This is a genomic window from Rhodococcus sp. MH15 (assembly GCF_019266045.1).
Lineage (GTDB): Bacteria > Actinomycetota > Actinomycetes > Mycobacteriales > Mycobacteriaceae > Rhodococcus_F > Rhodococcus_F qingshengii.
Genome location: NZ_LPNP01000080.1, coordinates 264,762 through 284,675, shown reverse-complemented (window position 1 = coordinate 284,675; position 19,914 = coordinate 264,762). Strand labels below are relative to the sequence as shown.

Genomic DNA, 19,914 nt, shown 5'->3' with positions numbered 1-19,914 from the left:
CGGCTCAGACCAACGGGATTCCCTTGGCGATGCGCCGACGCAGATCCCAGAGATAGAAGTTGTAGGGAAACATCCGCAGAATCTTCGGACTGAACCGATTGACCAGCGCGGCGACGCGCATGGATCGGTCGAAGTTACGCTGCTGACGCACTGACCACGGGAGCCGCATTTCGTCACGAAAGGCTTGGGGCAGGAACCCGGTGGTGACAAATCGGTTGAGCGGACCGACCACGGGATGCAACAGCTTCGGAGTGAAGGTCGCCGACGCGATCCCGTAGAGATGCTCACGAATCGTCTCGTCGATCGCCACCTTGTCGAGGTTCTCGTTCCAGTAGACCTCGAACGCATCCCGGTCCGCCGGCCACATGTCGCGTCGCATCTGAAGGGTTGTACCGAACGTGGCGCTGCGCTGATAGAACGCATCCCGGGTTACCGGATCGAGATCCCCGTACAAGATTTTGTAGACGTCCTCGAAGCCTCGGTACAGGCAGGCGGCTACCCACAACTGCAGTTCGGGATCGAACGCGTTGTATTCGACCGCGCTGTTCTCATCGGAGCGAACGTGCTTGTGAGAGCCGTTGACTGCGCGTCGGTACAGCTTCTTTTCTTCGTCCGTCGCCAGGCTCGCCACCGCGAGATACGTCAGCGTCGTCCGGGTTCGCTTCACCGGATGCCGATCCAACCGACCCGTCTCGACCTTGCTCTCGTACACGCCGTACCCCACCGCCGGGCGCGCCAACTGCATGATGACGTTGGCGCCTGCGGCCAACAGTCCGAGCCCGGACATCGCCTTTTCAACCTCGGCGTCGATGTCGACCGCCTGGACGCCGACCGCTCCGATGCCGCCTACCACCGCTTCCTCGCGCCCGTCCATCGAATCCCTACTCACCGTCATGGCAGAACCCCTTCGAGTCGATATCTGCGAACGCATGTTCTCAGATGAGTGAAACGCCGAAATGCCGAGATGTCAAGCAATCTCGGGATGCAAAGATGGTCTTCATGAATGACCAACCGCGTTCGTACGGTGGCGTCGACGGCGCGCTCCGCATAGCCCAACGACGGGAGGCGCTGATCGAGGCCGGTCTGGAACTCATGGGCTCCGCCGAGCCCGAACTGACGGTCCGCGGAGTGTGCAAGAAGGCCGGTGTCGCGGCGCGGTACTTCTACGAGAGCTTCACCGATCGTGATGCTCTGATGTCGGCCGTCTACGACACCGTCATCACGGACATCGCCGTTTCAACCCAGGCTGCAGTGGACGCCGCCGTGACCGAACGCGGCAAGGCGCTCGCTGGAATCGCGAACATCGTCCGCTCTATCGCGAACGATCCCCGTCGCGGACGTCTACTGTTCTCCAGCGCCCTGACGAGCCCTGTCCTGGCCGAGAAACGCCAAGCGTCGACGACGATATTCATCGGTCTCCTGGCCGCCAACGCGAAGACCTTCTACCGATTGAACGACAGCGGTCATCTGACCCTGACGGCCACGTTCCTGGTCGGCGGCCTGGCGCAGACCCTCAGTGCATGGCTCGACGGGTACATCGACGTGACGGAAGAAGAACTGGTCGCCGAATGTGCGGCGATCCTGCTCGCACCCGCCCTGCCGCCGTCTTGAGCTCCTGCATTCAGTCCCAGATCCCGATGTTGTCGAGGTGAGCGAGAAGTCGAGCAGCGCCGTCGGAGAACTGCAGACTCATCTGCGCGTCCACCTGTTCTCGATCGTGCTTCTCGAACGCCGCGATCAAAGCATCGTGGCTCGATACCGCAAGCTCACCCCAGCCTGGATCCGTCGCGTAGAGACGAGCAGGGGTGTACCGAATCGCGCCGAACAGGAACCATGCCAACTTCGCACCACCCGCAGCGCGATTGATCAGGCGATGGAACTCGAATTCGCACTGCTCGATCGCAGCTGCATCCGAAGCGTCGACCGCCGCTCGCAAATCGGCATTGAGTTCCGCGAGTTCCGCGAGTTGATCAGCGGTGATGCTGTCCATCGCCCGCAACGCCAGCTTGACCGCGATCTGCCCCTGCAACCAGAAGATGTCTTCGATGTCCTGGCGACTGAGGGGCGAGACGAGATAGCCGCGATGCGGAACCAACTCGACCATCCCCTCGCCGCGTAATGCGACGAGGGCTTCTCGCACCGGCGTGACGCTGACCCCGAGGTCGGCCGCGGTTTCGTCCAGCCTGACGAACTCGCCCGGACGGACCGAGCCGGACATGATCAGGTTGCGAACGTGGTTGGCCACGTCCTCCGACAACTGTGGCCGTCTCCTCAGCTCAGATGTCGCTCTCCGAGTGCGTGCAGACGTTGCCACAACCGATCCTCACAGTCCGTACGTTTTGCCGATGATGTCTCGCTGAATCTCGTTGGTACCACCATAAATGGAGGACACAAGAGTCTTTCGCACATGGTGCTCCATGTCGAACTCAGTCGCGTAACCGTACCCACCCATCATCTGCATCCCCTCGAGCGCGACCTTCTTGGCGGTCTCGGTCAGCTTGAGCTTGGCCATCGACGCTTCCCGCGGGAACATCTTGGTCGGGTTGGCGTCGACCATCCTGGCCACGCTGTAGACCAGCAGACGGCCGCATTCGATCTCCGTGGCGAGATCCGCGATCCGGTGGCGAAGCGCCTGAAACGATCCGACCGGACGGCCGAACTGCTTACGCGTGGTGACGAATTCGAGGGTGTCGTCGAAAGCGCGCTGCGCGGTCCCGAGCATCATCGCCGCGAGGATGAGGCGTTCGATGTTGAGTCCGGCCATGAGTTGACGCCAGCCGTTGCCGACTTCGCCAACCACCGCGTCCTCGGGCAGGAATGTGTCGGTGAAGTAGAGATCGTTGACCTCCTTGCCGCCCATGGTGTCGATTCCACTGATCTTCAATCCGGAGATGTCGGCCGGGACATGGAACATCGTCAGGCCCTCATGCTTGCCTTCACCTCGGGATGTGCGAGCCACCAGAAGGATGTTCTCGGCGAAGTGCGCGTTGGAACACCACGTCTTCTGGCCGTTGATCAGCCACCCACCGTCGACCTTCTCGGCGCGGCAACTCAGATTTCCCACGTCGGAGCCCGCTTCGGGTTCGGACATCGAGATCGACTGAGACGCGCCACGGACGATCCCGCCGAGCACTGCCTCCTTCTGGGCCGGACTGCCGAACTTCTCGTATGCAGCCCCGGTGATGACGGTCGGGCCGAGTCCACCGATCGGCGCCATGCCCTTGGCGGCTTCCTCCAGAAAGATGCACAGGTCGACCGTGCTTCCGGCGGATCCGCCGTATTCCTCCGGGACAGTCAGCCCGAGCCATCCCAATTCCGCCATCTTCTCGTAGAACGCCTGGTTGTGGTTATGGGCGCCATGATCGGTCAGCAGGTCTCGCTGCTCACGGGTACCACTTTCCTTCTTGCAGAACGACGCTACCGACTTGGCGAAATCAGACTGCTCCTGCGTGAAATCCATGTACATCGAAAACTCCCGAGTGAGATGAGGCTGGAGGCTTGTCGGAGCTCGGTCCGACGCATACTGTGACTACCAGCACAGTAAATCACATCACATATATGTGATGCACCGACATGTGGAGGATCTGAAGAACATGACAGAACAGCTCGGCCGCCAGAGCACGTCCACGTCGACAGATCCGAGATCGGACGATCACACTTTCGCGAGCCTCGACCCTCGCAATGATTCCGTGGTCGCGCAGCACCCCATTGCAGACCAGCAGGAGATCGAGAAAGCGGTCGCCGCAGCACGCACGGCGTCGAAGTGGTGGGATCAACTCGGATTCCAAGGCCGCCGGAAGGTGCTCGGCAATTTCCGCGCCGCGATCGCCACTCACGCCGAATCGATGGCGGCGATCATTTCCGCCGAGACCGGAAAACCCAGCGACGACGCACTACTCGAAGTCATGCTGGCCGTCGAACATCTCGACTGGGCGGCACGCAACGCACAGAAAGTGTTGCGCCGCAGACGCGTCGGTGCAGGACTGATCAGCGCCAACCAGTCTGCATCCGTTGGCTACCGGCCGATGGGCGTCGTCGGCGTGATCGGCCCCTGGAACTATCCGCTGTACACACCGATGGGGTCGATCGGCTACGCACTGGCCGCCGGCAACGCCGTAGTCTTCAAACCGAGCGAACTCTCACCAGGCGTCGGCGTCGAATTGGCCCGGCTGTGGAACATCGCCGCACCCGGACACCCTGTCCTGCAGACCATTACCGGTGACGGAAAAACCGGTGCACTTCTGTGTTCGTCCGGTGTCGACAAGATCGCATTCACCGGTTCGACCGCTACCGCAAAGCGCGTAATGGCCGCCTGCGCGGACACCCTCACCCCCCTGGTCGCCGAATGCGGCGGCAAGGACGCCATGCTGGTGGACTCCGACGCCAACCTCGATGCGGCCGTGAGCTTCGCGGCATTCGGGGCAGTGGGCAACGGCGGACAAACCTGTGCCGGCGTCGAACGAATCTACGTCGCAGCGCCCGTGTACGACGCCTTCCTGTCCAAGCTCACCGCCGCGCTACGAGACGCCCACGCCGGCGCCACCGACAGCTCGACCTACGGGCCGATGACGCTGGGAAAGCAGACTGGGATAGTCCGGGGCCAGATCGAAGACGCTCTCAGTCGCGGCGCGAAAGCTGTACTCGGCGGACTTGATTCGTTCAACGGTCCGTTCATCGATCCGATCATCCTGACGGATGTTCCGGAGGATTCCACGGCGATCACCGAGGAGACGTTCGGCCCGAGCGTCGTGGTGAACAAGGTCGCCGACATGAACGAGGGGATCGAGCGCGCCAATGCATCGAAGTACGGCTTGGGCGCCTCGGTGTTCACCAAGAGTTCGTCGAAGGGCCGAGCGATTGCCGAAAAGCTCGAATGCGGTGTCGTAACGGTCAATTCGGTTCTCGGATTCGCCGGAATCGCCGCCCTGCCGTTCGGCGGGGTCGGCGATTCCGGATTCGGCCGTATCCACGGAGCCGATGGGCTGCGTGAGTTCAGCAGTGTGAAATCACTGGCCGTTCAGAAGTTCAACGCTCCGCTGGACCTGCTGACCATCGAGCGAAAAGCCAGGGACATGAAGATCTCACGTTGGATGCTGGCGAAACGCCACGCGAAGTCCTGAGAGATCAGGCGATCAGCCGGCGGTGACGAGCACCTGCTCGTCGCTGTCGGCTGCTTCGAGTTCACGAACCAGCGGAAGCACCTTGGCCCCGAAGTATTCGATCTCCTCCTGGAAATGCAGGAATCCGCCGAGAATCAGATCGACACCGCGACGGCGATATTCGACGATCCGATGCGCGATTTGTTCCGGCGTGCCGATCAGTTGCGAGCGGAAACCGTCGTTGTACTGAACCAAGTCCTCGAACGTCGAATCCGCCCACATCCCGTCCTTGGACGCGGTCGACGCGCCGGCCTGTTGGACTGCATTCTTGAATCCCTCGACCGCAGGGCGGTTGGCCTTGGCGATGATCTCGCGCAGTGTGTCCTTTGCTTCCGCCTCGGTGTCGCGGGCGATGATGAATCCGTTGAGCCCGAACTTGACCTCCCGATCGTTCTCACGAGCAACACGGCGAACGTCGACCAACTGTTCGGTGACGCCGTCGTAGTCCTTGCCGTTACTGAAGTACCAATCCGAATACCGGCCAGCGTTCTCACGGGCTGCCGCCGAGTTACCACCTTGGAACAGTTCGGGATTGGGGCGCTCCGGAGTGTTGAGAGGCTTCGGCTTCAACGTGAAGTCGTGGATGCGGTAGAAGTCGCCACGGAAATCGACGTCGTCCTCCGTCCAGATCTTACGAAGAACCTGAAGGAACTCGGCGCTCCGCCGATAGCGCTCGTCGTGCTCGAGCCACGGCTCGCCTAGATGTGTGAACTCGTCCTTGAACCAACCACTGACGACGTTGACGGCAAATCGACCGTTCGACAGGTGATCGGCGGTAGCGCCCAGTTTCGCCAACACTGCCGGCTGCCAGAGTCCCGGATGCACCGCGGCGATCACCTTGAGCTTCTCGGTGGCCAGGAGAAGCGCAAGGCTGAAGCTCGTGGATTCGTGCTGGAATTCGGCCCCGTAGCTCGCCTCGTAACGTACCTGGCTCAGGGCGTACTCGAAGCCGTTGTTCTCGGCGGTCTGTGCCAGCTTCTTGTTGTACTCGTAGTCCCAGCTGGTCCGCTGCTCGATGTCGGAGGTGACCAGACCACCACTGACATTGGGCACCCAGTAGGCGAACTTGATCTCGTCGGCGATACGTTCAGTAGACATGAAACCCAGCAAACATGCAGTTCCCAGTGGTTTCCAGGGTAGCGATCACACAGGTTGTAAGTGTTGGGTGGGTGCTGCGACTGTGAAACGGTGGCAGCATGACTGCTGTGGACATTCAGGAGATCGCGCACCGCATCACCAGCGAGGACGAGGCGCTCTCGGTGGCGTCACAGCTGTCCGACGAGTTCGCGGCAGGTGCCGGAGTCCGCGATGCGCAGCGCCTCCTTCCCCACGACGAGGTTCGCACCCTGGCGCGGTCCGGCTTGCTCGGACTCTCGGTGCCGAAGGAGTTCGGTGGCATCGACGCAAGCACCGAGACGTTGGCCGAGGTCTTCCGCCTACTCGCCGAGGGCGATCCCAGCATCGCGCAGATTCCGCACAGCCACTTCACTTTCCTGGAAGCGCTCCGGTACCAGGGGTCTAATGAGCAGAAGCAGTTCTTCTACGCCGAAGCATTGTCGGGCAAGCAGTTCGCCAACGCCCAGAGCGAGCGCGGCAACCAGACCATCGACATCGACGGCACCACTCTCACCCCCGACGGGGAAGACTTTGTGCTCGAAGGTCGAAAATTCTATTGCACCGGAGCGCTTTTCGCAGATTGGATCGTGGTGCGTGCCGCCAATGCGGATCAATTCACCGAGACCGGCGCACAGGTGAAATCCGCGGTCTACCTACCCCGGAATACTCCCGGACTGTCGATCGTCGACGACTGGGACGGCATGGGACAGAAGACAACTGCAAGCGGAACCGTGACCCTGGAATCCGTTTCGGTACCGCAGTTCAATGTCGTACCCTTCACGTCGCTCTTCACTCACCCGACCACCTACGGAGCACAGGCCCAGATCCTGCACGCCGCGATCGACACCGGCATCGCGTCGGCTGCACTGCGTGAATCCGTGAAACTCGCGGCAAAGGCGCGTCCCTTCTTCGAGGCGAAAGTCGATACAGCGGTGGAGGATCCACTGCTCGTTCAACTCACCGGCGAAGCGGCAATCGAGGTTCGCGCTGCCAGATCCCTCTTGGCGGAAGCAGCGCGATCGATCGACGTGGCGCGTCGTGATCCCACCGAGGACTCCACGGCCCGAGCATCCATCGACGCTGCAACTGCCAAAGTGGTCGGCGCCAGGGCGTCATTGGCGGCCACGAGCACTTTGTTCGAGATCGGTGGCACCAGAAGCGCGGGCGAATCGGCGAACCTCTCCCGATTCTGGCGTGACGCGCGCACGCACACCCTGCACGATCCGACGAGGTGGAAGGTCCAGCACATCGGCCGGTGGACACTGTCCGGGACAATCCCACCGCGGCACGGACTGCTGTGAACACACTCAGTCGGAGTTCATATATCCGCTGATCAAGACTTCCAGTCCTTCCAAGTAGCTCTCAGTCGTCGTCCCTCCCGGCCAGTCCTCGAGCACCTCACTGAGCACCGGCAGTTTCTCGGGCCCGATTTCTCGGATCTTGACCGTGAGAGGTGACACGCTGCCTTCCGGTCGCGTAGTGGTGTCGTAGATGTTGAGCAATGCGCCGAGTGTGTAGTTCCACAGCGCTCGATAGACCAACAGTGCGCGACGAGGTGACATACCGAGTTCGACACACGCGGCCATCGCCCGATCGACCAAGACCACAGCGCCGCTCCCACCACGGCCACCGCGCTGAAGCAACTCGATGATCCAGCGCTCCGACGCCAGCGTTTCGAAGATCGCGGTGAAGATCGTGCGAAGCCGTTCGACCTGATCCTGCGGCAGGACCAGCGCGCCGAGATCTTGTGAGTACACATCGAGCACCGCGCTGATCAGCTGTTCCTTGTCGCCCACGTGCCGGTACAGCGCCATCGGCGTGGTGCCGAGCGACTTCGCCAACGCTCGCATGCTCAACGCGTCGGCGCCGCCGGTCTGTAGCTGCCGTTTCGCCTCGTCGACTATCTGCTCCGACGTGATCGTCGGGGGACGTCCGAGCCGCGGTGATCTCGGTTCCATCTTTTCGGCCATCCGTCGATTGTGCGCGCCCCTGCTACGACGCTCTCGCCCGGGGAACCCCTTGCATCTCAGTCGCCAGCAAGGTAAACCTAACTACTTATGAGAACGCGTATACAAATTAGGTACCTGCAATGACAACAACAACTCGAGCGGTAGCCGCACCGGCTCTGGTCCTCACAGCCGCCGCGGCAGCGCAGTTCCTGGTGGCCTTCGACATGTCGGTCATCAACGTCGCGCTGCCAGACATCCAGGAATCGCTGAACTTTTCCGACGCCGGGTTGTCCTGGGTCGTCAACGCGTACGCCCTCGCCTTCGGCGGACTGCTGCTTCTCGGCGGTCGTCTGTGCGACGTGATGGGCACTCGTCGAGTTCTGGTTTCCGGGCTTCTGCTGTTCGCCCTCGTCAGCATCGTCGGCACCTTCTCCGTGTCCGCCGAAATGCTTGTCGGAGCGCGGGCGCTTCAAGGCGTCGGCGCTGCACTGATCGCGCCTGCCGGGCTCGCCGCACTCAGTCAGGCCTTTCCCACCGGACGCGCCAGGGCCAAGGCATTCGGCATCGGCGCAATGTCGTCAGCACTGGGCGGCGCACTCGGTGTCGTCCTGAGCGGCATTTTGACCGAAGGGCTCAGTTGGCGATGGGTGATGTTCGCCGGCGCACCAGTGGCCCTGATCGCCGCAGTTGCCGGTGCCCGTGGCCTGCCGGCCGGCCAAGCCGCCAGAGGCGGCTCCCTCGATCTCCCCGGAGCCATCTTGGCGACGGCCGGAATCACCGCCCTTGTCGGCACAGTGATCGCCACGGAATCACATTCCTGGACTTCGGGTTACGTGCTGGGTGGATTCGCGCTCACGATCGCGCTGCTCACTGCGTTCGTTGTGGTCGAAAGCCGCTGCGCCACACCACTGGTAAGACTGTCCACCCTGCTTCGACCCCGAATCGGACTGGCCAACGCCATCATGTGCCTGGTGTGCGCGGCACAGTTCAGCGCGTTCTTCTTCGTCTCACTCTTCCTGCAACGCGGGCTGAGCTATTCACCGACCACCACCGGTCTGGCTTTCCTGCCCTTCTGCTTCGGCCTGGTGATCGGCATCCTCGCGTCCACCAAACTCCTTCCGCGCTACGGAGTTCGACCGCTGCTCGTAGTCGGAACAGCGGTCGCCGCAATCGGAACTTTCATGTTTTCGACCATGAACCTCGACAGTCCCTTCTGGGCCGTCATCCTGGTGCCTTCGCTTCTGGCGAGCATCGGCATCGGTCTGTCGTTCATGCCGCTCAGTAACGTCGCCACCGCCGACGCTCCCCCCGAAGAAGTCGGCATGGCATCCGGGCTACTGAGTACATCGCGTCAGATCGGCGGTTCACTCGGACTAGCCGTTCTCGTGAGCGTCGCCGCTTCCTCGACGGCACGTTCGGACAGCGCGCCGACCGAAGCACTGGTTTCCGGATACTCCCAAGCCCTCTTCGTCTGCTCCGGCCTACTGCTGGCCGGTACCCTCCTGTCCTTCTTCTTCCCACGAATGGATCGTTGACCTCAGATGTTCACCACCCGAACCGCATTCGGCATCGTCTCGGCGCTTCTCCTGACCGTCGCCGGCGCAAGCGCGTGCAGCAGCTCCGCCGAGTCCGACACCGCCTCTGCAACTCGCTCCGTCACCCACGAACTCGGCACCGTCGAAGTTCCGGCCTCACCGCAGCGCATTCTCGCGCTCGACGAGTACGCGGGGTTGAGTGCACTCGCACTCGGCGTGAAGCCCACCGTCGTCTACAGCACCCTGCGATCGGACGTCGCCAAGTCGATCCTGCGCGAGCAGGGCGTCGAAGTTCTCGACAAGCCGACCTTCTTCGCCAACCCCGCCGTCGAGGAGATCGCGTCCGTCGAACCCGATGAAATCTTGATGAGCAATGCCGGTCCATTACCGAGCCTGTTCGCTCAGATCAACGCCGTGGCGCCAACCTTGGTCCTCCCGTACTCGGCGCCGTGGCGTGACGTGCTCGAACAAGCTGGGGCACAGCTCGATCGAGGCAGCGAAGCTACCGCCATGATCGGAAAGCTGGAATCCGGCCTCGAAGGCGTCAAGTCCGCGGCTGCCGGCCAGAGCCTTGCGATCCTTCTCGGCTACAGCGGAAACCTGTTCACCGTGCCACCGACCACTCCCATCTCCACACTGGTCACCGAGGCCGGATTCACCAGGCCGGCATCGGAAGTCAACGCGACCAACAATCAAGTCACCGGCACGATTTCCCCCGTCTCGCCGGAACTCCTACCCGAGCATGCGGCGCAGACCGTCGCCGTACTTTCCGGGCAGCAGTACGACGCATCCATCGTGCGAAACACTCCACTGTTCGACAACCTGACACCCGATCCGGCGCACGCTCTGGACGTCAGCGGTGATCTCTGGTTCGGCAGCCATCCTTTTGCCATCTACTGGATCATCCAGGATCTGGACGGCATCGCACATGGCAAGGGGCAGAACAGTATCGGAACCCTCGACAGCGCCGACGCGCGATGGGCGGCATTCAGCGCGCTCTGACGTCCTGACGGAAGGTCAGCGGAGAAACACCCACCCGGGTGGCGAAGAACTTCGTGAAGTTCGCAGAATCGTCGAACCCCAACTTCGACGCCACCTGGGTGACCGTGTCCGTGCCGAAAGACAGCAGACGTTTCGCTTCGAGAACCACACGCTGATCGATGTACTGCTTTGCCGTCATCCCAGCAGCGGCTCGGGTAGCCCGCAGCACAGTCTTCTCGGAGTACCCGATCTTGTTGGCGTACTCCGAAACCGAACGGACCGTGGCGAAGTCACGTTCGACAACGGCATGAAACCTTTCGAACACGTCATTGTGCGCCAGCACGGAACTCTGTTCCTGTCCACCGAGATGGGTCAGTTTCAACAGAATTGCTGTCAGCGTGTGCCGCAGAATGGCCGCGCGAACGACCGGCGCGGAAGTATCCGGGCAGCCGTAGTTCAGGTTCAGGTGTTTCATACCCGTGCTGATGGTCTCGAGGTTCTCACCGGACAACTGCCACGCTGCCTGCCGACTGCGAGCGTTCCCGTCCAACAACTGCTGACTGACGGCATCGAGCGACGAGGGCGTGAACAGAACAACCGTCGCCTCGAAATCCTGGATTCGCCCCCACTGTTGCACCTGCCCCGGTCTGACCCAGAACACGGTCCCCGGGCTCACCGCGTAGTTCACGAAGTCGATGGTGTGTAGCGCCGAGCCCTCGGTCACCAGAGCGAGCAAGTGAAATTGCGGACGTTGGGGGCCGACGAACTCTGCGCTTCCCCCGTTGATGCGAATGGTGTCCAGGCTGAGTACTTCGATCTCGGTCGCATCTGCCACCGACGATGCGTACCCGACGTCCCGGACGGGTACTTGTCTGTTTTTCACTAGTTCGGGACTCATCTTCACCGTGACCGAATACCCGAATGCGACATACCGTCAGAGTATCAATCAGTTCACGCTCGGATAGGAATCTTCCAGTGCAGACATCACGCTCGGAAACAGCAGGCAAGACGCAACTCACCTACGTCTTCGACGCCTATTGCGGGTGGTGTTTCGGCTTCGGCCCTGCGTTGACGGAGTTCGTCCGTCAAAATGCCGATTCCATCGACTTGTCCGTGGTCAGCGGCGGACTGTTCACCGGTGAGCGCGTCGCGCCCATGTCTTCGGCTCCGTACCTGAAATCAGCCAACGCGACCATCGCCGCCCAGACCGGCGCTGTCTTCGGTGACGGATATTCACAACTGGTGACTGATGGGCGGTTCGTCATGGATTCGACGGATGCAGCGATCGGACTCGCCGCACTGCGCGCGCAAGATCCGACACGCGCCCTCGACATCGCGGAGGCCATGCAGATCGCGTTCTACCGAGACGGTCGCAGCCTTTCCGATCCCGAGACGTACCGATCCATCGCGGAATCCCTCCAACTCGACCCATCTGCCGCGGTGTCTTCCCTGTTCACCGCCGCCTCGAAGGATGCTGCCCGCGCTGATTTCGTCCGAGCACGCAGGCTCGGCGCCACTTCGTTTCCGACGCTGTTGTTCCACGGGAGCGACGGGTCCGTCGTGAAATTCGGTTCTCCGACCAGTACCGCGGCCGATCTCACCCGCGACCTGAACACGTGTGTGCGGGCGTATGCGGTGGCTTGACCCACGCACTTTTGCGAGCGAAAGGTACGCCCGGCGCCTTCAGTACGCCGAACGTACCTTTCGCTCAGCGTGACTTCACCCAAATCACTTCGGCCCCCCTTCTGGTTTGATGAACACCGAACGAATCGCACCAAAGGGGAAACGACAGTGGTTTCAGATCCGATCACGGGCCTGGAGATGGAACTTGCCGACATGTGGCAACGAGGACGCGCCCAGGCGCGCACCTATGCGCGCGCAATTCATCCCAAACTCGATCCGGCGCTCTACCCGGTTCTGGTCATCCTGAACCGTTCGGATGCGGTGCGGATGTCCGACCTGATCTGCACCCTCGATATCGAGAAGTCCACCTTGACCAGGCAAATCGACGCCGCAGCTCGACTCGGCCTGGTGGAACGAATCCCCGATCCCGACGACGCTCGCGCCAAGTTGGTAGCTCTGACCCCTGAGGCGCGAACGAAGCTCACGACCATCCGCAATCACCAAATAGATCGCTGGCGCGCCCGACTCGCGAAATGGGATACGGACGACATCACCACGCTGACAGCGCTGCTTCACCGACTGGGCAGTTCCGAGGACTGACGACAAATTAGTCGTGATGGGCAGCCCACTCGAACAGCCGGACGATTTACGCCGTCACGACAATTCTGCAGCAGCACGCAGGATCAACTGGGTGACCTCGTGCGGGTGGGACGCCAAGGATGCATGGCCTGCGTCGAGTTCCTCGATCTCGCGGGCACCGATACGCTCTGCCATCCATCGCTCGGTTTCCGGCGGAATCATTCGGTCCTGCCCTGAAACCTGATACCAACTGGGCTTCCCACGCCATGCCGGCGGCCCTGATGGGTCCGAGAAGCACTGACCCGCAATGGGTTTCTGCGTCAGCGCCATGACCAATGCTTCGGTGTCGTCGAGATCCTGACTGAAACTCTCCTGAAACTTGTCCGGGGCGATCCACAAGAAGCCCTCGGCGTCCGGCGCGATGTTCGCCGCGCCCGCCGGCTGATCCGTGCGGGCGAAGATACTTCCCAGGCTGTCACCCTCGTCCGGCGCAAAGGCAGCGATATATACCAGTCCCACAACGTTTTCCGCATGACCCGCGCCTGTGATCACCGCGCCGCCGTACGAGTGTCCGACCAGCAGGGTCGGGCCGTCCATCGATTCGGCCAACTTCCTGGTCCGGTCCACGTCGTCGGCGAGCGAAGTAAGTGGATTCTGGACCGCAACCACTCGATGCCCGGCGTTGTGCAGGGTGGGTATGACGTGACGCCAATGAGAACCGTCTCCCCAGGCTCCATGCACCAGAACGATGTTTACCTTCTCGGTCATGACCAACTCCTCCAGATACGCAGTGCGACGAATACTCCGACGATCGGCAAGCCTTCGAAACCCAGACCTTGCCTGTTACCCACGTTAAGGGGATCCTGGATCAATAACCATGACCAGATTGCCAAGTTTTTGTGCAGAAACGCCGAATGCTCGAGACATCGGAGTGATCGATCCATGAGGACAACATCATCACAGCGGTACGTACCCACCACCGACGAGACTCGAACCCGGGACACCCTCTCGCACGTTCTCGAAGTCGTCCACCTTCGCGGTGATCAGATTCATCGCTGCGTCCACGGCGAGAACTTCACCGTGGAGGTACCCACGGGGGTGCGAGCACTTCACATTGCCGAGCACGGTGACATCGTGATCAGAACGCAGGGCAAAGCCCCGATCGAACTCGGCCCCGGGGAACTCGTACTGTTACCCCATGGGCTTGCTCATACGATCGAGAATGCGATGCCGATGCACACGAAAAACGAAACATGTTGGCTTTTCGGTACTTTCACACTCGACGACGTCGCAGCGCAGCGACTGCTGTCCGTTCTGCCGGACTTCGTCGAACTGCGCGCGACACAAGGAACCCCGGTCGAGTGGCTCGAGGTGAGCAGCCGACTGTTGGGCGCCGAGGTGGACGATCCGAAACCTGGTTCCTCCGTGATGGTTTCCCGGATTCTCGACCTTCTCTTCGTCCAGATCCTCAGAGCGTGGGCTCGAGCGGACGGATCGAACGGCGGATGGTTGACCGCAGCAATGGATCCACGAATCGGGCAAGCCCTCGAGGCCGTCCACAACGACCCGTCACGCAACTGGACCATCGACGAACTGGCGACGCTGTCCACCCTGTCGAGATCGTCTTTTGCGGAGCGCTTCTCGCGACTGGTCGGCCAGACGCCCGGCGCTTACATCACCGAGCGCCGACTCGACCGTGCCGCCGAACTACTCGTGCAAACCACCGAGCCGGTCGGAACCATTGCGATAACTGTCGGCTACGAATCCGATGCCGCGTTCAGCCGCGCCTTCCGTCGACGATTCGACGCCTCGCCGTTGAACTGGCGAAAGTCCAACTCCCACAATCACTGACGTCAGGTCGCAGCGATTACGCCTGCGACCGGGATCCGGCCGAGAACTGCAACGCGGAAGTCCACCATCGCGCGCTCCACGTGATTGGCGCTCGAGACCACAACCACGCCGGTCGCGCCTCGATCGGCGAGAATCCGCGCAGAGTTGATCGCATTCTCGACCGTCGACCACGAAGTTCCCTCTTCGGTGATCCGGCCCGGGTTGACGCCGTTGGCAACGAGCCATTCGCGCATCGCCCTGGCTTCCGTTACTCCGGCCTTCGGAGCCCCACCGCTTGTGATGATCGGAGACTGCGGGTACTGACGGGCCAGCTGGAGCGCCGCCTGAAGCCGGTCGACCAACATCGGACGCATCGTGCCGTCGTCGAAGAGGCCGGCACCCAAGACGACGATGTTCGTGCCCACGGGGTTGAGGTCGAGCAGCACGGGCGACTGGCGTGTCAGCGTCTCAGCACTCGTGCACGCGAGAATGAGAGACCGCACCGGTGTTTGGCAGCCGCCCACCGTCGACAGGATGCCGTTGACGACCGTCGTCGGAGTGATGTCGGCACTCGCTGTCGCCGGCGTCAATCCCACTCCGGCTGCGGCGATTACCGAAGCAGCAATCAATCCCTTCGTCAGAGACCTACGAACATTTGCCATGTAGCCGAACCCCCAGATTGTCGATTGTCCAGCCCACGGTAACGAACATTTCGTCGCGATTGCATCATTTGACTCAAATTTACTGTTCACTGACCGTCACACAGATTAAACATAAATATTGGGCAACAATTCGGGTTCGAAACCGTCATCTACCAGCATCTCGAATCGACGCGCCTGCCGCGTTACCGATCTGAGCTGCAGCATCCCCGAGCAGGTCGGCGACACTGAACGGCAACAATTCGTTGTTGCAGATCACGATGTTGCATCCGGGTGTTCCTGCTCGCCCCGTCCCGACCATCGTGTCGAAGATCAATTCGGGGTTCGCGAAGCCGACGAGCTGTGACGGATCGTCGATGAGCGGACCACCCGACCCATGCACGGGAGGCCCGACGTACGGCGGCGGTGGAACGTCCACGATCGAAGCGACGACAAGCCGCAAGAACTCCTGGAGATAGAGATCCCGAGGCGCGTTCTGCCACACCGGATGCGAAACATACTTGCTCACCGGCGCATTCACGGAGTAGAAGTCCTCGCCCGCGTTCACCCAGGTCAAGAAGCCGTACCCCCCATTGGACGGAGAGGGCGCGGACAACTCGTCGAGGTAGGCGGAGTCGATCAACGTCTGATCACGCCACGCGCCTCGTTGCACCATCAGCTGACCCAGTCTGGCCATGTCTCCCGGCCGGATTGCCAATCCGAGAATCAGGCACGTTCACAGAGAACCACAGACCCATCACGTTTGGGAAGAGTCCGCCTCCATTCCGAGCGCGCGACGCGCTCCCAGCGCCATGGTGACCTGTACAAGATCTTTCGGTGACGACAGGTCAAGTCCCGTCAGGGAACTCGCTTTACGCAGGCGGTACACGACCGTGTTCGGGTGTACGTGCAACTGCCGAGCGGTGGTAGCTCGATCGAATCCGGAGTCGATGAAAGATTCGAGCGTCTCGAGCACGGCAGGATCGGACTCCAACGGCGACAACACATCTGCGAGGATCGGCAGCGCAGCGCTCGGGCGGGTCAGTTGATACTCGACTGCAAGATCCTCGAGACGCACGACCCCACTTGTACGGCCGTACTTTCGGGCAACGTTCAGCACCTCGCGCGCCTGCGACACCGCTGCGGGAATTGCCGGCGGTGCCGCGACATGTACGGCGGCAACCGTCGATGCACCGATGACCTTCTCGAGATCACCCAATCGTCGACACAATGAAAGATACTGCGGACTTGACGCCCAGTTCCCCTCAACGGGTTCCGATTCCACAATAGGAATCAGTACGGCTCCGCCATTGCTCCCGAGCACCCCGAGCGCTTTGTCACGCCCCACCTGATCGAGCTCTCGTTGCAGGTGGCGCACCTTTCTCCGCTCGGCGACGGCAGTGTCCACCTCGGTCGAGGACTCGTCGTCATTCCGTTCGACGTGCAGCGCCACCACCCAGTACAGGCGCGCCAACCTGATGCCCACATCGTCGGAGACCCGATCAACATCGACACCCGTCGAAAGTGCTACGAACAATGACCTTCGCGCAGAATCCTCGTCCGTCTGGGTGGCGTGGTCGGAACCGTAGCCGGCAAGAACCGCCGACGCGGAGGCCGCGGTGTATGCATTCAAGAGTCGTCCGGTGCGGGCAAGTGCGACACCGTCTTCCGGGACCGCCCATTCGCTGATGGTCTCCCACCACAGCCCGGCAGCCAGGTGATATGCCCGCAGCACCTCACCGAGCGGAACCAATTCCTGAGCCCGTTGGCGAGCCGATTCGCTGATGTCGGCGAGCAACTCGGGCGTCAGATCGGCGCCGGTCCGCAGCATCGAAATGAACAGTTCCAGATTGCGCCTCACGATGGTGGTGACGTCGTTACGCAATGCCTCGTCAGGGAGCAACCGGTAGAAGGTGACGTCGCGGTGGACCAGATCGACTGTCTCAATGACCAGTGGATGGGTGCGTTGCGCCAGTCGGTCGGCCAGAGATCTGCCACCAACCAGGATCGGCTCGAACGGCAGATTTTTGTTTCCTGACACAAAACCCTCCACAGAATTGAATTGCCACCACAAGGCCGACCTGCCTTTTTCCTATCACTATGTAACCCACGCCACTCACGAATTCACAATCAGCGGCGTAACTGGAAGTCCCACCTTCGACCAAGAGGAGCCTCGAGTGACGTGGAAAACGCGCAGCGCAGCCATTCTGGCAGGCGTCGTGGCTGCCGGTTCGATCGCGGCTCTCGGGACCGGTGTGTCGAGTGCCGAGACACCGGTCAGCACTATCCAGTACGTCGCACTCGGCGATTCCGCGGCGGCCGGCCCACTGGTCACCGCGCAGGACTCGTCGTCACCGGGCTGTCTACGATCACTCGACAACTACCCGTCCGTGGTGGCGCGAGAACTCGGCGCTCAACTCACGGATATGACCTGCTCGTCGGCGCGATCCGCCAACGTCACGGACACCGCACAATCGACGTTCTCCGGTCAAGTATCACCGCAGGCAACAGCATTGGGGCCTGATACCGACCTCGTCACCATCACCATCGGTGCCAACGACATCTCGTTGTTCCCGACAGTTCTGAGTTGCGTCAATCCACTCCCCGAACCCGCCGGAACGTCCTGCCGTGACAAGTTCACCTCCGGTGGCGTCGATCAACAGCGACAAATGATCGAAAATGCGTCCACAGGTTGGAGTTCTATGATCGAAGTCGCGCAGGATCGAGCACCTTCGGCGCGCATCGTCGTGGTCGGATACGGAACATACATCCGTGGTGGCGGCTGCCCCGGCACTCAGCCGTTCTGGCCGCGCGACGCCGACTATCTCCAGAGTGTGATCGACTACGGCAACACGGTCATGGCAGCAACTGCGGCCCGTCACGGCGTCGAGTACATCGACATCACCGAAACCACTGCCGGACATGACATCTGCACGGACTCTGCCACTGCTTACTACACGGGAATCGTCCCTAGCCAGCCGGCGGTTCCACTGCATCCCACTGCGGCCGGGATGCAGGCGATCGGCAAAACCGTCGCCGACGCTCTGTCCTGAGCTTCTCCCCCAACACAATTCATTCAGCACTCGCGAAAAGGGTGGAACAATCATGTCAATTCAACGAGACGCTCCGCCGCTGCCGTCCGTCGACGGCGCCCCTGTCGGAACACGCGACAAACTTCTCGGCGGCACACTCGTCGCACTATTTCTCGCAAACATGCTCAACTTCTTCGACCGGGCGATCCCCTCGGTCGTTGCCGAGCCGATCAAGAACGAGTTTTCGCTCAGCGACTTGCAATTGGGATTGATCACCTCTGCATTCACCCTCGTCTACGCAGTCGCAGGACTGCCTCTGGGCCGGTTGGCCGACACGAAGAACCGTCCCAAGATCATCGGGATCGGACTCCTGGTGTGGAGCGGACTGACGGCAGCAACCGGTGCCGCCGGCAGCTATGTGCTGTTCATCCTCGCGCGTCTAGGCGTCGGTGTGGGCGAAGCGACCTTCACACCTGCAGCCAACTCGATGATCGGCGATATCTACCCGGCAGAACGACGCTCACGCGCACTTGGTGTCTTCATGCTCGGTTTGCCGATTGGCCTCATGCTCGCCTACTTCACCGTCGGCAAGATCGCCGAGGCATTCGACAGCTGGCGTGCACCGTTCTTCCTCGCGGCGATTCCCGGTGTCCTGCTGGCAGTCGTGCTCTACCGCATGGCAGATCCGGTTCGTGGTGGTTCCGAAAGTCCGGAGGCCCGCGCAGCCGCTGTTTCACAGGCACCGATCACCCGTCCGATCCGTCGTCTGCTCGCAATTCCCACGCTTCGTTGGCTCATCCTTGCCGGACTGACGTTCAACTTCGCCGCCTACGCAGTGAATTCGTTTGTCGTCCCGCTTCTGATGCGCCAGTACCACCTGAAACTGACTGCTGCGGCATCGGTCACCGGCATCATCGTCGGAATCACGGGCCTGATCGGATTGCTTCTCGGCGCTCGCTACGCTGACAAGGCCAGCGCACGCTCACCGCGCGCACGGTTGATGATCGGTGTCGGAACCTCGGCATTGGCGGCACCTTTGACGGCGCTGGCACTGTTGCAACACGGCGGGAACGTCGTGATGTTCACGCTCTTGTTCTCGGCCGGGTGGCTTCTGGCCTACGGCTTCTACATCAGCGTCTACCCCGCCATTCACGACGTCGTGGTTCCCAGGCTCCGCGGCACTGCGACGGCGCTGTTCTTCGCTGCCATGTACCTTCTCGGCGGATTCTCCGGACCGGTTGCCGTTGGAGCGATCTCGGACTGGTTCGCCAAGCGTGCACTTGCAGATGCAGGTACCGGGAAGTTGGCTCAGTACGCCGGCGACGGGTTGAACTCGGCCATGTATCTCGTGCCGATCATGTTGGCACTCACCGCGGTATTCATCTACCTGGCTACCCGCACTGTCGGCAAGGACTCCGCGCGCATGCAAGCGGAGCTGAGCCAGGCCTGACCGACAAGTTCACGGGCGGTGG

The 19,914-nt window shown here is 61.5% G+C and carries 20 protein-coding genes; 10 read left to right on the top strand and 10 right to left on the bottom strand.

The window, feature by feature from the left end; all coding sequences use genetic code 11:
• Positions 1 to 4: 4 nt before the first annotated feature.
• On the bottom strand, positions 5 to 874 hold the full coding sequence (locus ATN37_RS24110) for an oxygenase MpaB family protein (RefSeq protein WP_042446353.1): 870 nt from the start codon (positions 872 to 874) through the stop codon (positions 5 to 7).
• A 116-nt stretch (positions 875 to 990) separates the two neighbouring features.
• On the opposite strand from ATN37_RS24110, the gene ATN37_RS24105 reads away from it, so the two are divergent.
• On the top strand, positions 991 to 1,611 hold the full coding sequence (locus tag ATN37_RS24105; RefSeq protein WP_256933479.1) for a TetR/AcrR family transcriptional regulator: 621 nt from the start codon (positions 991 to 993) through the stop codon (positions 1,609 to 1,611).
• Positions 1,612 to 1,621: 10 nt separating this feature from the next.
• Here the strand turns inward: ATN37_RS24105 and ATN37_RS24100 are convergent, their stop codons facing one another.
• Together ATN37_RS24100 and ATN37_RS24095 are read right to left on the bottom strand one after the other, a co-directional pair.
• Positions 1,622 to 2,314, bottom strand: coding sequence for a GntR family transcriptional regulator (locus tag ATN37_RS24100; protein WP_054781111.1), 693 nt, complete (start codon positions 2,312 to 2,314; stop codon positions 1,622 to 1,624).
• A 9-nt stretch (positions 2,315 to 2,323) separates the two neighbouring features.
• On the bottom strand, positions 2,324 to 3,466 hold the full coding sequence (locus tag ATN37_RS24095) for an acyl-CoA dehydrogenase family protein (RefSeq protein ID WP_007730792.1): 1,143 nt from the start codon (positions 3,464 to 3,466) through the stop codon (positions 2,324 to 2,326).
• A 127-nt stretch (positions 3,467 to 3,593) separates the two neighbouring features.
• Here ATN37_RS24095 and ATN37_RS24090 point away from each other — a divergent pair, with 127 nt between their 5' ends.
• Positions 3,594 to 5,120 carry an aldehyde dehydrogenase family protein gene (locus ATN37_RS24090; protein WP_050656790.1) on the top strand — a complete coding sequence of 509 codons (1,527 nt, stop codon included), beginning with the start codon at positions 3,594 to 3,596 and terminating at the stop codon, positions 5,118 to 5,120.
• 12 nt (positions 5,121 to 5,132) lie between these two features.
• Here ATN37_RS24090 and sfnG read toward each other — a convergent pair whose 3' ends face one another.
• A complete protein-coding gene (sfnG, locus tag ATN37_RS24085) occupies positions 5,133 to 6,257 on the bottom strand; it encodes a dimethylsulfone monooxygenase SfnG (protein WP_007730790.1) in 1,125 nt (374 codons plus the stop codon).
• Between the two features lie 98 nt (positions 6,258 to 6,355).
• On the opposite strand from sfnG, the gene ATN37_RS24080 reads away from it, so the two are divergent.
• Positions 6,356 to 7,576 (top strand): SfnB family sulfur acquisition oxidoreductase, encoded by a 1,221-nt coding sequence (locus ATN37_RS24080; RefSeq protein WP_054781112.1) that lies wholly within the window; start codon positions 6,356 to 6,358, stop codon positions 7,574 to 7,576.
• Positions 7,577 to 7,582: 6 nt separating this feature from the next.
• Here the strand turns inward: ATN37_RS24080 and ATN37_RS24075 are convergent, their stop codons facing one another.
• On the bottom strand, positions 7,583 to 8,245 hold the full coding sequence (locus ATN37_RS24075; RefSeq protein ID WP_054781113.1) for a TetR/AcrR family transcriptional regulator: 663 nt from the start codon (positions 8,243 to 8,245) through the stop codon (positions 7,583 to 7,585).
• A gap of 119 nt (positions 8,246 to 8,364) precedes the next feature.
• On the opposite strand from ATN37_RS24075, the gene ATN37_RS24070 reads away from it, so the two are divergent.
• Together ATN37_RS24070 and ATN37_RS24065 are read left to right on the top strand one after the other, a co-directional pair.
• Positions 8,365 to 9,759 carry an MFS transporter gene (locus ATN37_RS24070; RefSeq protein ID WP_082845719.1) on the top strand — a complete coding sequence of 465 codons (1,395 nt, stop codon included), beginning with the start codon at positions 8,365 to 8,367 and terminating at the stop codon, positions 9,757 to 9,759.
• Positions 9,760 to 9,765: 6 nt separating this feature from the next.
• Positions 9,766 to 10,761, top strand: a complete 996-nt coding sequence (locus ATN37_RS24065; RefSeq protein ID WP_054781018.1) for an ABC transporter substrate-binding protein — start codon at positions 9,766 to 9,768, stop codon at positions 10,759 to 10,761.
• Here the strand turns inward: ATN37_RS24065 and ATN37_RS24060 are convergent.
• Complete coding sequence (locus ATN37_RS24060; protein ID WP_030536057.1) at positions 10,748 to 11,575, bottom strand: AraC family transcriptional regulator; 828 nt, start codon at positions 11,573 to 11,575, stop codon at positions 10,748 to 10,750. The genes ATN37_RS24065 and ATN37_RS24060 overlap by 14 nt on opposite strands.
• 140 nt (positions 11,576 to 11,715) lie before the next feature.
• On the opposite strand from ATN37_RS24060, the gene ATN37_RS24055 reads away from it, so the two are divergent.
• Positions 11,716 to 12,384 (top strand): DsbA family protein, encoded by a 669-nt coding sequence (locus ATN37_RS24055; protein WP_007730785.1) that lies wholly within the window; start codon positions 11,716 to 11,718, stop codon positions 12,382 to 12,384.
• Between the two features lie 147 nt (positions 12,385 to 12,531).
• Positions 12,532 to 12,963 carry a MarR family winged helix-turn-helix transcriptional regulator gene (locus ATN37_RS24050; RefSeq protein WP_003942924.1) on the top strand — a complete coding sequence of 144 codons (432 nt, stop codon included), beginning with the start codon at positions 12,532 to 12,534 and terminating at the stop codon, positions 12,961 to 12,963.
• A gap of 54 nt (positions 12,964 to 13,017) precedes the next feature.
• On the opposite strand, the gene ATN37_RS24045 is transcribed toward ATN37_RS24050, so the two are convergent.
• Positions 13,018 to 13,710 carry an alpha/beta hydrolase gene (locus tag ATN37_RS24045; RefSeq protein WP_007730784.1) on the bottom strand — a complete coding sequence of 231 codons (693 nt, stop codon included), beginning with the start codon at positions 13,708 to 13,710 and terminating at the stop codon, positions 13,018 to 13,020.
• Between the two features lie 174 nt (positions 13,711 to 13,884).
• Here ATN37_RS24045 and ATN37_RS24040 point away from each other — a divergent pair, with 174 nt between their 5' ends.
• The gene (locus ATN37_RS24040) at positions 13,885 to 14,793 is read left to right on the top strand and encodes an AraC family transcriptional regulator (RefSeq protein ID WP_007730783.1); all 909 of its coding nucleotides are present in this window, start codon (positions 13,885 to 13,887) and stop codon (positions 14,791 to 14,793) included.
• A 2-nt stretch (positions 14,794 to 14,795) separates the two neighbouring features.
• Here ATN37_RS24040 and ATN37_RS24035 read toward each other — a convergent pair whose 3' ends face one another.
• The 3 genes from ATN37_RS24035 to ATN37_RS24025 are packed head-to-tail and all read right to left on the bottom strand — an operon-like array spanning position 14,796 to position 17,451.
• The gene (locus ATN37_RS24035) at positions 14,796 to 15,524 is read right to left on the bottom strand and encodes a YdcF family protein (RefSeq protein WP_054781017.1); all 729 of its coding nucleotides are present in this window, start codon (positions 15,522 to 15,524) and stop codon (positions 14,796 to 14,798) included.
• A 55-nt stretch (positions 15,525 to 15,579) separates the two neighbouring features.
• Positions 15,580 to 16,107, bottom strand: a complete 528-nt coding sequence (locus ATN37_RS24030; RefSeq protein ID WP_054781016.1) for a hypothetical protein — start codon at positions 16,105 to 16,107, stop codon at positions 15,580 to 15,582.
• A gap of 60 nt (positions 16,108 to 16,167) precedes the next feature.
• Positions 16,168 to 17,451 (bottom strand): CdaR family transcriptional regulator, encoded by a 1,284-nt coding sequence (locus ATN37_RS24025; protein ID WP_218695701.1) that lies wholly within the window; start codon positions 17,449 to 17,451, stop codon positions 16,168 to 16,170.
• A 136-nt stretch (positions 17,452 to 17,587) separates the two neighbouring features.
• Here ATN37_RS24025 and ATN37_RS24020 point away from each other — a divergent pair, with 136 nt between their 5' ends.
• Together ATN37_RS24020 and ATN37_RS24015 are read left to right on the top strand one after the other, a co-directional pair.
• Positions 17,588 to 18,463, top strand: a complete 876-nt coding sequence (locus ATN37_RS24020) for an SGNH/GDSL hydrolase family protein (protein WP_218695700.1) — start codon at positions 17,588 to 17,590, stop codon at positions 18,461 to 18,463.
• A gap of 52 nt (positions 18,464 to 18,515) precedes the next feature.
• On the top strand, positions 18,516 to 19,892 hold the full coding sequence (locus tag ATN37_RS24015; protein ID WP_003942962.1) for an MFS transporter: 1,377 nt from the start codon (positions 18,516 to 18,518) through the stop codon (positions 19,890 to 19,892).
• Positions 19,893 to 19,914: the final 22 nt, after the last annotated feature.